Annotated in this window: 11 protein-coding genes; 4 read left to right on the plus strand and 7 right to left on the minus strand. The window is 66.9% G+C overall.

Annotated elements, in window-relative coordinates; genetic code table 11:
• The 4 genes from mltG to JWQ89_RS20630 form a co-directional block, all read left to right on the plus strand.
• Nucleotides 1-802, plus strand: an 802-nt coding sequence (gene mltG, locus JWQ89_RS20615; protein WP_299644197.1) for an endolytic transglycosylase MltG, incomplete at its 5' end; no start/stop codon positions are given.
• Nucleotides 802-1,692 carry a YicC/YloC family endoribonuclease gene (locus tag JWQ89_RS20620; RefSeq protein ID WP_299644199.1) on the plus strand — a complete coding sequence of 297 codons (891 nt, stop codon included), beginning with the start codon at nt 802-804 and terminating at the stop codon, nt 1,690-1,692. The genes mltG and JWQ89_RS20620, both read left to right, overlap by 1 nt.
• A 2-nt stretch (nt 1,693-1,694) precedes the next feature.
• Nucleotides 1,695-2,333, plus strand: a complete 639-nt coding sequence (gene gmk, locus JWQ89_RS20625; protein WP_299644202.1) for a guanylate kinase — start codon at nt 1,695-1,697, stop codon at nt 2,331-2,333.
• 112 nt (nt 2,334-2,445) lie between these two features.
• Nucleotides 2,446-2,808: a hypothetical protein gene (locus JWQ89_RS20630; RefSeq protein WP_299644205.1), complete on the plus strand. Its 363-nt coding sequence runs from the start codon at nt 2,446-2,448 to the stop codon at nt 2,806-2,808.
• Between the two features lie 144 nt (nt 2,809-2,952).
• Here JWQ89_RS20630 and JWQ89_RS20635 read toward each other — a convergent pair whose 3' ends face one another.
• The 7 genes from JWQ89_RS20635 to JWQ89_RS20665 all read right to left on the minus strand — a co-directional run bounded on the left by JWQ89_RS20635 (nt 2,953) and on the right by JWQ89_RS20665 (nt 11,035).
• The gene (locus tag JWQ89_RS20635) at nt 2,953-3,207 is read right to left on the minus strand and encodes a hypothetical protein (protein ID WP_299644207.1); all 255 of its coding nucleotides are present in this window, start codon (nt 3,205-3,207) and stop codon (nt 2,953-2,955) included.
• Entirely contained in the window at nt 3,207-4,037 is an 831-nt protein-coding gene (rsmA, locus tag JWQ89_RS20640; protein ID WP_299644210.1) for a 16S rRNA (adenine(1518)-N(6)/adenine(1519)-N(6))-dimethyltransferase RsmA, read from the minus strand. The genes JWQ89_RS20635 and rsmA overlap by 1 nt, the downstream gene beginning before the upstream one ends.
• 331 nt (nt 4,038-4,368) lie before the next feature.
• On the minus strand, nt 4,369-5,400 hold the full coding sequence (pdxA, locus tag JWQ89_RS20645; RefSeq protein ID WP_299644211.1) for a 4-hydroxythreonine-4-phosphate dehydrogenase PdxA: 1,032 nt from the start codon (nt 5,398-5,400) through the stop codon (nt 4,369-4,371).
• 120 nt (nt 5,401-5,520) lie between these two features.
• Nucleotides 5,521-6,396 (minus strand): SurA N-terminal domain-containing protein, encoded by an 876-nt coding sequence (locus JWQ89_RS20650; RefSeq protein WP_299644213.1) that lies wholly within the window; start codon nt 6,394-6,396, stop codon nt 5,521-5,523.
• A gap of 168 nt (nt 6,397-6,564) precedes the next feature.
• Nucleotides 6,565-8,850, minus strand: a complete 2,286-nt coding sequence (gene lptD, locus JWQ89_RS20655; protein WP_299644214.1) for an LPS assembly protein LptD — start codon at nt 8,848-8,850, stop codon at nt 6,565-6,567.
• A 35-nt stretch (nt 8,851-8,885) separates the two neighbouring features.
• Complete coding sequence (locus JWQ89_RS20660; RefSeq protein WP_299644217.1) at nt 8,886-9,950, minus strand: LptF/LptG family permease; 1,065 nt, start codon at nt 9,948-9,950, stop codon at nt 8,886-8,888.
• Complete coding sequence (locus tag JWQ89_RS20665) at nt 9,947-11,035, minus strand: LptF/LptG family permease (protein ID WP_299644219.1); 1,089 nt, start codon at nt 11,033-11,035, stop codon at nt 9,947-9,949. Before JWQ89_RS20665 ends, JWQ89_RS20660 begins: the two co-directional genes overlap by 4 nt.
• Nucleotides 11,036-11,257: the final 222 nt, after the last annotated feature.

Here is an 11,257-nt window from a genome sequence, read left to right on the forward strand (position 1 = left end):
GGCCCCCTACTCCATGGCCGACAGCCTCAAAGAAATCACCGAGGGCAAGCCGCTCGATTTCTTCGTCCATGTCCTCCCCGGCGATACCTCGTTCCAGGTGGCCGAGCGGCTGAACGCCGAGGGCCAGAACCTCACCGGCGATCCCGTCGCGGTCCCCGCTGAGGGCACGCTGCTGGCGGTGCGCCACGATTTCTTCCCCGGCGACACCCGAAGCTCGGTGCTCGAGAAGATGCAGTCCGAGATGAAGACCGAGGTGGCCCGCATCTGGGCCGGCCGCGACCCGGCGATCGATAGCGTGATCAAGACCCCGGCCGACCTCGTCACCATGGCCTCGATCGTCGAGAAGGAAACCGGCGTTCCGACCGAGCGCCCGCAGGTGGCCGCGGTGTTCATCAATCGGCTGAAGAAGGGCATGCGGCTGCAGACCGACCCGACGGTGCTGTATGGCGTCACCGAGGGCAAGTCCGTGCTCAATCGCGGCCCGACCTCGGCCGAGCTCAAGGACAAGACGGACTACAACACCTACCAGATCGACGGCTTGCCCCCCGGCCCGATCGCCAATCCGGGCGTCGATGCACTGGAAGCGGTGGCTCACCCCGCGGCCACCAAGGACCTCTATTTCGTGGCCAAGAGCGCCAACCCGGCCGACGGGCACCTCTTCGCCGAGACCTACGCCCAGCACCGGAAGAACGTGTCGCTCTACCGCAAGGCCGCAGCCGAGGCGGAGTCCGAGGCGGCGCGCGAGGCGCTGGAAGCCGAACAGGCCAAGGGCGCCGGCGAGACCGTCGAGCCCGCGCCATAATGGCGAGCCTCGCCAGCATGACCGGCTACGCCCGTGCCGCCGGCGCGCTGCCGGGCGTGGCCTTCACCGTCGAGCTCAAATCGGTCAACGGCCGCGGGCTCGATCTCCGCATGCGCCTCGCCCCCGGCTTCGATGCGCTGGAAGGCGAAATCCGGCGCTCGATCGGCAAATCCATCACCCGCGGCTCGCTGACCGTATCGCTCAACGTCGATCGTGAGGGCGAAGGCGGCCGCGTCGTCGTCAATCACCAGGCGCTCGAAGCGGTGCTTGAAGGCTTCAAGTGGCTGGAAGCCCGGGTCGATGCGGAGCGGCCCCGGCTCGACGGCATCCTCGCGCTCCGCGGCGTGCTCGAGCAGCACGAGAGCCCGCTTCCCACCGAGGAGGAGGAGGCGCTCAACACCGCCATCCTCGCCGCCGTCGAACAGGCGGTGAGCGGACTTGTAGCGTCGCGGCGGGAGGAGGGGGCCCGTATCGCCGCCATCCTCGCCGAGCGCATCGACGAGATCGCCGCGGTGACCAAGGCCGCCGAAATCCACCCCGGCCGCAGCCGCGACGCCATCCTCGCCCGCCTCCGCCAGCAGATCGCCGACCTGTCCGAGGCGAGCCCGACGCTCTCGGACGAACGGCTGGCGCAGGAAGCCGTGCTGCTCGCCACCAAGGCCGACATCCGCGAGGAACTCGACCGGCTCGGCGCCCATATCGCTGCGGCCCGCCAGCTCATCGCGGGCGGCGGTGCGGTGGGGCGGAAGCTCGACTTCCTGTCACAGGAATTTAACCGCGAAGCGAATACGCTTTGCTCCAAGTCCAACGACGTGGCCCTGACCGCCATCGGCCTCGATTTGAAGGCCGTTATCGATCAGCTCCGCGAGCAGGTTCAGAACATCGAGTAGCCATGGAATTCACGCGCCGCGGAGTGATGCTGGTTCTCGCCTCGCCCTCCGGCGCGGGCAAATCCTCGATTTCGCGCGCCCTGTTCGAGGACGACCCGAACATCGCGCTCTCGGTTTCGGTGACGACGCGGGCCCGCCGCACCGACGAGATCGACGGCAAGCACTACCACTTCATCGACGTGCCCACCTTCCAGAAGATGCGCGCCGATGGCGAGTTGCTCGAAAGCGCCGAAGTGCACGGCAATTTCTATGGCACCCCGCGCTCGCGGGTTGAGGAACGCCTCGCGGCTGGCCGCGACATCCTGTTCGACATCGATTTCCAGGGCACCCTGCAGCTGCTCAAGCACTCGCGCGCCGACATGGTGACCATCTTCATCCTGCCGCCCTCGATCAAGGAGTTGCGCAAGCGCCTCGAACGCCGCGCGCAAGACAGCGTCGACACCATCGAGAAGCGGCTGAAGAACGCCCGCGTCGAGATGCAGCACTACGACGAGTACGACTACGTACTGGTCAACGAGGATCTCGAGGATTCCACCTCGCGCGTCCGCACCATCCTCGCCGCGGCCCGCCTCGCCCGCTCGCGCTTCATCCAATTGGATAAGTTCGTCAAGGACTTGCAGGACCAGATCGACTCTCTTTAGGAACTCCGAAGGGTCGCGATCCCGGTGCGCCGTCGCCCGGCGGCAGCAGGGTTGAGAAATTTGCCTTAACGTTATCATGCGAGTTCGGTGGATAAACCACCGACACCTGTGGATGGTTCGCGCGCCGCAGTTCCGGACGGCCGGAATTGCGCAGAGCCTGAGCCTCGGGGGACTTGAGATCATGCCGTTCGAAGTGAAGTCGTGCAGCATCGACGAGATGCGCATTCATCCGACCTTTGCCGATCGGACCCAGGCCAAGGTCAAGGTGCTGCTGCGCGAAATCCGCTCCCGCGAAACCTTCGACCATAACCTGACCCTGCGCGTCTGGGCCAACACCACCGACAAGATGAGCCCAGCGGAGGTGAAAACCGCGCTGCTCACCAGGGCCGCGGCAATCTTGAAGCGGACCGTGTCCGTGGCCGAGATCGAAGTCAGCGGCGAGGGCCGGGTGAGCAAGCCCACGGTGAGCGGTTAGCGCCGCCACGCTCATTTCTCTCCCACCGCACGGCGTCATCCCCGCGAAAGCGGGGACCTCCGTTTACGATCGCGCCGGTGGTACCAAAACAGAGGTTTCCGCTTTCGCGGGAATGACCCGGTGGTCGTGTCGGGCACGGCAGCCCTATCTCCGCCCCACCAGCATCACGAACTTCGCAATCACCCCCGCCGCGAACCCGAAGAGCGAGAGCCCGAACAGGAACGGCCCGAAAAACTGCGTGATTCCGTCCGGATGCGGCAGGTCGTAGTTCACGAAGGCAAAGAAAACCGCGGCGACGACCACGACAATCGCCAGCGATCGCCAGGTCTGGACGAACAGCGGAACCGCCAGCGCGACCATGAAGGCGATAAACGCCGCAATGAGTGCGATCAGCCCCATCAGCGCCGCGCCTTCGCAAGTTTCAGGAACGTCTCGACCGGCAGCGTCTCCGCCCGCTCGTCGCCCTTGAGCTCTGCCGCCGCCAGCAGCGGCTCCATCGGCACGCCGAGCGACTTGAGGCTCTGGCGCACCATCTTGCGGCGCTGCCCGAACGCCGCGCGGGTGACCGCCTCGAGGTCGCGCACCGCCACGCCGTCGGTAATCGCCTTGGGCTTCAGGTGCACCACGCTCGACGTCACCTTGGGCGGCGGGGTGAAGGCTTCGCGTCCGACATTGAAGGCGATCCGCGCTTCGGTGCGCCAGCCGCACAGCACCCCGAGCCGTCCATAGGCATCGGCGCCGGGCCTGGCGATGATCCGCTCGGCCACCTCGCGCTGGAACATCAGCGTCAGGCTCTCGAAGAACGGCGGCCACGGCTCGACCGTCAGCCAGCGGATGAGGAGCTCGGTGCCGATATTGTACGGCAGGTTGGAGACGATCCGCGTCGGTCCCACCGCCAGCGCCGCATAGTCGATTTCAAGCGCATCACCGGCAATCACCTCGAGCCGCCCCGGATAGGCGGCGGCGATCTCCGCCAAAGCGGGCAGGGCGCGTTCGTCGCGCTCGATGGCAATGACCTTCCTAGCGCCCTCCGCCAGCAGCGCCCGCGTCAGCCCGCCCGGTCCCGGGCCCACCTCGATCACCGTCACGCCCTCGAGCGGCCCGGCAGCCCGGGCGATGCGCGCGGTGAGGTTGAGGTCGAGCAGGAAATTCTGCCCGAGCTCCTTCCTGGCCTTGAGGCCATGGGCGGCGATGACCTCGCGAAGGGGCGGTAGATTGTCGATCTGCATTTGCCGGGGATAGCGGATTTATTCGGCGCGGTCGACTGAAGCAGACGGCCCCCTCCCGGCCTCCCCCATAAAGGGGGAGGTGAAGAGGTCCGGTGCTCTTGGCACGATCTGACCAACTCCACCGGCTGGCACCCTCCCCTTCAAGGGGAGGGTTGGGGAGGGGTCCTCTGCTTCGGTTCTGTCGCCTCCCTCCCCCTTGAGGGGAGGGATGGAGGGAGGGGGTGGTTCAGTCGCCGCTGAGCCCGCCTCACGACCCCCGCCGCCAGCCCCCCTCACAGAGGAGGGGAGCTCGGGGGCCAGATGGTCTGGGGCCGCCCTCGCTTCGGCTTCCCTACTGCGCCGCGCTCTGCTGCTGCGCCGCCCGGCTGGTCAGCTGATCCGCCAGCCGGATCGCCGCCAGGAAGCTCGCGTGCGAGCCCTTGCCGCTGCCGGCGAGGTCGAAGGCCGTTCCGTGGTCGGGCGAGGTGCGGACGATCGGCAGGCCGAGGGTCACGTTCACCGCCTCGTCGAACGCCACCGTCTTTATGGGGATCAGCGCCTGGTCGTGATACATCGCGATCACCGCCTCATAGCGCCGCCAGTGCGACGGGTAGAACAACGTGTCGGCGGGAAACGGCCCTTCGGCGAGGATGCCGTCGTGCTGCAGTTGCGTGATTGCCGGGGCGACGATGTCGAGATCTTCAGTGCCGATATGGCCGCCCTCGCTGGCATGCGGGTTGAGTCCGGCAAAGCCGAGGCGCGGCGCGGCGATGCCGAAGCGGGTGCGCAGGTCATGCGCGACGATGCGGCCGATGTTCACCAGCAGTTCGACCGTCACCAGCGCCGGCACCTCGCGGATCGGCACGTGGATGGTGGCGGGGATCACCCTGAGGTTCTGGTGCGCCAGCATCATCACGGGCATGGGCGGGTTGCCGTCGCGGTCGCAGAGCGCCGCAAGGAACTCGGTGTGCCCCGGATACTTGAAGCCGGTCGTGTACAGCACCCCTTTGTGGATCGGCGCGGTGACGACGCCGCGGCACGAGCCGGTCATCGTCGCCTGCACCGCCTGGGCAATCGCCTCGATCACCACCTTACCCGAGAGCGCCGTCGGGTCGCCCGGCTTGTCGGGCACCAGCCCCTCGACATGGGCGATGGGCAGCGCCCCGGGGAACCGGTCGTTGGCCTCGAGCGGCGTGCTCTCGGCCAGTTCCACCGCCAGCCCTAGCCGCGCCGCCCGGGCGCGGAGGAATTCGATATGGCCGTAAACGATGAAGGGCGGCAGCCCGAGCGCCACCCGGTCGGCAAAGAGCCTGAGGATCAGGTCGGGCCCGATCCCGGCGGGTTCGCCCATGCTGATGGCAAGCGGCAGGTGACTCTCGGTCAAGATGTCCTCGCAATCCCCACCTGCCCGACAAGGCGCCGGGCCCGCTATGCGCCCTCTGGCACAGTCCAAAGCTGCACGCCTCGCGTTCCGTCCATTGCGGAGCAGCGGCGCAAGCCCTCGTTAGTTGTAGACGATCTTGGCCTTCTGGCGCAGCTCGGCTTTGAACTTCTCGGACTCGGCCTTCATCTGCTCGTTGCCCTGCTCGGCCCGCAGCTGGTTCTTGACGAAGGTGGTGTCGCGCGCCGAGCTCTTGGAGCAGATCGCCAGCATCGAAACGCCCGTCTCGGTCACCCGCGGCTTGGTGATGCCGCCGACATTGAGCTTGGCCAGTTCCTGGGCGATCGCGTCGGGCAACTGCGTGGCGTGCCGGCGGCCGAGGTCGCGCACCGCGGCGTCGGTGAAGTTGAGCGACACCTGCACGGCGCTGTCGCAGCCCTTGAAGGCGGCGCGATACTTATTCGCCTCGCCGGTGCGGCTCGCGGCATTCTTGCCGGCGGTGATGAACAGCACTTCCTTGAGGATGTAGTCGTAGCTCGAATTCTGGTCGAGCTTGGCAGCCGCCGCCTTGTCAAGCTCGAGGTCGGAGAGTTTCACCCGCGAGGTCACCACCATCTGGCTCACCTGCTGCCAGGCGAGCGCGGCGCGCAGGCGCGCCTTCATGGTGTCGATGCTGACGCCGTTCTGGAGCAGGATCTCGCGCAGCTTGTCGGTTGAGACCTTGATGTTGCGGGCAACGGTGGTGAACGCGTCGTCGACCTGCGCATCGGAGATGACGATGTTCATGCGCTTGGCTTCCTGCAGCTGCAGCTGCTCGTCGATCAGCTGGTCCTGCGCCTTCTTGGTGCCGCCGCCGCCTTCGAGCGCGAGCAGCTTGGTGCGCTGCGCGATCTCGATGTCCGAGATCGGCACGCCGTTCACCGTGACCTTGGTCGCGGCGGAGGCCGGCATGACGCTCAGGGAAAGGCCGATCAGCATTGCAGCGATGAGGCGGAGCATTGTCGTCACCATTTCAGTTTCTGGAAAGCCGCCGGATCGCCCCCGGCTCGGCCTTCTCAATGTTGGAAGAATACGGCCAAAATCGGTTAAGGCCCGCCCTGTATCACTTGCGAAGCCCCATCCACCACCCCGATCTCATCCGCGCGAGGGGCAATAGCTGGAGCCCATCTAGTTCCCAACTCCGTCCTCTGCCCCCGGCGCCTTCAGCTTGAACTGCACGCCGAAGGTGACCGAGTCCGGCTTGTCGTGAGTCGGCCCGTTGGCCTGCGCGAATCCGCCGGCAAGGAAGTAGCCGTCGTCGTAGATCAATTCCCCTCGCGCCTGCAGCCACTCGCCCGCCGCGACATCCCACGAGAAGCTGCCATTGGCCTTCCAGTAGTCGATCGGCAGCGGCGCGCTGGCGCGCACCGTGGCCTCGTGCTGGTCGACCGGCACGCCGGTTGCCGGCTCGGCCGGGAGGTAGACATAGTCGCCGCCCACCGAGTAGTCGCCGAACTCGTAGTCGCCGCCGAGCCCCGCCCGCGCAACGCGCGGCCCGTCCGGATCGACCTGCAGCTTGGCCCCCAGCGCCACCCCGTCATAGGGCGAGCCACGCGCCCCGAGCACCACATACGAGGCATCGTCCTCGAGCCCGCTGGCGACGCCGGTGTTCACCTGATCGGGCTCGGCGAAGGCGTTGACGCCGGCAAGATGGAAGCTCTGCCCACCGACCACCTCGAGCCAGCCGCCGCCCGAGAAATTGGCGAGATAGCGCGCCCCGACATTGGCCCTCAGCCCCGTCTCCTGCCGGTCGGTGCCGGTGAAGCGGTCGTAGGAGAAGAGGTTGGTGTCATCGAGCACGAAGCTGTGCGCATTGTCGTTGGTGATTCCCACCAGCGTCGTGTCGCTGCCGCGATAGACCACCTGCGCGATCGGCTCGAGCAGGCGAGTATCGAGCCCGCTGTTGGCGATCAGCGGCCAGCGGAAGTCGATCGCCGCGATCGGAGTGGCCTCGAACAGGAACTGGTCGGCGGGCTCGGCCAGCCCGGGTGGCACGTCGACGCCATTGCCGTCGTCATAGCTGCTGACATCGGTCCGCAGCCCCAGATACGGCGTCGCCACCACGCCGCCGGGGGCGATGAGCTGGTTCTGCCAGCTGACCTCGCCCGTGGCATGCGCCTTGGTGCCCTCGTAGCCGAAGACATAGGGCACGCCGGCGAACAGCTCGGCCGAGTTGGCGTTGCGTTGCACTCCGAGCAGATTGCCGTTGGCGCGCACCTGGCCCCACTCGCCGAGGTCGAAATAGCCGTTGCCGCGCGCATTGGGCAGCGCCAGCGCCTGCTGGTCCTCCGCGAGGCCCGCCTCGAAATCGGTCAGGTAATTGTCGAGCCTCAGGAACTGCTGCAGCCGGATGTCGGCGTAGTAATCGGCGCTGAGATGGGTGGCGTAGACCTGGTTGATCGCCGAATCCCGCGTGTCGAAATCGTAGTCGTCGAGATAGGCCGCGTCCGAGAACGCCGTGTAGGTCCAGCCTGCCGTCCAGTCGGCCGCGAGTTCGAACCGGCCCGAACTCTGGATGGCGCCGCGCCACTGCCGGTTGCCGATGCCGGTGTAGGCGCCGGGATCGAGCTGGTAGATCCCCGAGCCCTTGACCGTGAACGCGCCGTAGTCGAACCGCTGCCGCCACTCGGCCGCCATCAGGAAGCCCTGGCGCGACATCAGCGACGGGGCGAGGATGATATCTGTGCTGTCGCCGGCATTGATGAAGTAGGGCACCGTCAACCGCGCCCCATACTCCGCCTTGTAGTTGACGCTCGGCAGCGTGAACCCGGTGCTCTGTCGCGCGCTCGGATCGGGTAGCGAGAGCCACGGCAGCCAGGCCACCGGAATGCCGAGCACTTCGAGCGATGGCTGCTCGAAATAGATCGTCTTGGTCTGGCTGTTCTGCACGAGCTTCGCGGCCTTGACGCGCCAGCCGATGCGCCGGCCCTTCTCGTCGATGCAGAGACCGCACGGCGAATAGGCCGCGTCGTTCAGCACCGTCTCGAGCTCGGCCGAATAGCTCACGTCGCGTGCAGTGACCGTGGCGCCCGCGGTGGTGGTCAGCGTCAGCGACTGGATGAAGGCCTCCTTCATCCCATCCGTCACCTCGATCCTGTCGGCGGTGTATTTAGTGCCCTGCGGATCGACGATCTCGACATTGCCGATGCACAGCAGGGCCCCGGACTTCTGCTCATAGCGCAGGTCGTCGCAGGCGATCGAATAGCCAGCATAGTGCATCAGCACGCGCCCCTCGGCGCTGATCACGTCGCTCCGGCTGTCATAGGAAAGCGTGTTTGCCTGCACCTCGGCCGGCTGGCCTACCTCGGGCAGGGTCGCGAAGAATCCCTCGGGCAGGAATTGCGCGGCGGCGGGAAGGGTGGAGCCGATACCGGCTGCGAGCGCGAGCAAAAGCGCGGCGCCGAACCGGCGCAAGCGCGTCCTTCCCCCCCGGTCGCGGCGCCAATTGCTCACGTCCGTCCGTCTTCCCTGTTGAGCAGCACCGTCACACCGATGACGATTGCCACCATCGCTGGCCCTGCGACTGCAATGGCCGGATGCATCACGCCGGCGCCCCCGGCGCGTCCCGCCATCTCGGTCACGACATAAACCAAGACCCCAAGGACGATACCATAAAGCACCGCCCCACCATACTTATTGGTCCTTCGATAACCGGCCGTAAACGCGAAGGCAATGACGAGCGAGCCACACAATGTCAGCGGCAGCGCGAGGAGCCTGAGGAACCGCGTCAGCGTCGGCGCCCGCTCCCTCGGATCGCTGAGCCGAGAGGCGAGCGAGTTCGCCAGTTCCCATACCGTCATGTCCTGCACCGAGGCGAGGCTGGCCTTCATGTCGCCTTCGGTGCGCGACGTAGGCAGGCGGAAATCGGTAAGCTTCTCCGGCACTTCGTTGGAGCGGTAGCGCATCGCCTCCGGCATCACCCACTCATTGCCTACCAGCTCGGCAGTCGGCGCCTCGATCCGGTCGCGCGGCGTGTCCATCAGGAAGATGTTGATGCTGCCCAGCGAAGCCCCCGAGGGATGCACATACCCGGCCTCGAGAATGTAGTGGACATCCGCCCGCCGCTCGTCGAGCCACAGCGTTCCGGCCCGGCTGAGCGAGCCGCTGGCGGCGGCGCTGGGCGAGAGATAGCGGTTGAGCTGCACCACCCCGGTATCGACCAGCAGCGCCACCAGCAGGCCGCCGAGCACAGTCACCGCCAGCGGCGCCTTCATCAGCCGCCAGATCGATCGGCCCGAGGCCTTGATCACCGTCATCTCGCGCGTCGCCTGCAGGTTCAGCAGCCCCGCAATGCTGCCGACGAGGAAGGTCAGCGGCAGCGTGTCGATGATCCAGCGCGCCGCCGCTACGGCGATCGCCGCAAGGGCGAGCACCGGCCCGCCGGCGTTGGAGAGTGCGGCGAACCGCGACGTGTTGAGCGATTCGACCAGCGCCACGATCACGAACAGCACCGCGAGGGTGAGCCCGATATTGCCCATCAGCCGCTTCACGATGATCCAGTCGATGCGGTTCATGCGCTGTGCGCCTCCCGTGGCATCGGCACGAACAGGCGCAGCCGGGCGACCAGCAGCATGACGGAGATGACGCTCAACACCACGACGCCCGTCGCCTCGTGCGCCCAGCCCGACACCGGGGCATAGGAGGTGACGGCCCGCTCGAACAGCACCGCGCCGAGCACCGTGATCTCGACCGGCAGCAGCGGTTCCTTCCGTCGCCCCGACGGGAAGGCGGCAATCGCCGCGACGAACAGGCAGAGCGCCAGCACGCGGAACCCGTCGGCGGTGCGCTCGGCGATGCGGCGGAGGGACTCGCTGGGCCAGTCGCCGGTGGCGAAGCCCTGCGTCACCATTGCATAGGTGCTCTGGTCGCCGCGGCGCTCGCCCATGTCGGCGGCGCCGGTCAGCCGTTCGAGCGCGATGTCGTAGCGCTGGAACGAGATCTCCGAGAACTGGCCGGTCGCGGTGCGATACTGGATCGTCCCGTCCTTGAGCTGCAGTACATAGCCGAGCTCGTCGGCGGTGATCAGCGCCGAGTCGGCGATATAGGTGCGCCGTGTTGCCGTGTCGCGCCGGTCGTCGGCGAAGAACGAGGTGATCTCGCCATCCGCGCCGCGCCCCCCCACGGTGATCGTCACCCCGTCGCCCAGCTCGGCGAAACGGTTCGGCATCAGCGAGCGGCCCACGAGGTCGGCCGCCGCCCTGGCGCTGATCAGGTCGGATTCGCGCTTCGCCGCGGGCTCGATCACATGCGCGAGCAACAGCACCAGCAGCGTGCCGATCGCCGCATAGCCGAGGATGGTGCCGATCAGCACCGGCAGGCGCTGCGAGCCGTGGATGATGTGGAGTTCCCGCGAGGTCTGCAGCGCCCGCAGCGCCCGAGCTAGCCCCACGGCGAGGCACACATAGAGAAACGCGATGGAGAGCGGCGGCAGCCCCAGGATGGTCTGCCAGAACAGCGTCCCCAGGCCCCGGTCGCGGACCGCCCCGACCTCGACGATCCTGAGCGTCTGCACGAGGTACAGAATGGTCAGCGCAACGCCGAATAGCGCAGCGGCTTCGGCGGCAAAAAGCTTGAGAAGATAAGTGCCTAGCCGAGTCATGTCTGAGACGAGTTCCGACGCGCCCACCACCCGGACCGCCCCCGGACGAGATGAAGCAGATGAAGTTTGCCTGCCTGCCGCTTGGCTTGGCAAGGAAAAGCGGCGGCCTCGCGACCGCCGGGTCCCGGGTGTTGCGGGATTGACGCGACGGGCGTAGCCACTATCAGTCGACTGACCAACCGTCGCGGGCAATCGCGCTCGCCTCATTGCCACAAGGTATTT

It is taken from the genome of Devosia sp. (genome assembly GCF_028290645.1).
In the GTDB taxonomy this organism is placed as follows: Bacteria; Pseudomonadota; Alphaproteobacteria; order Rhizobiales; family Devosiaceae; genus Devosia_A.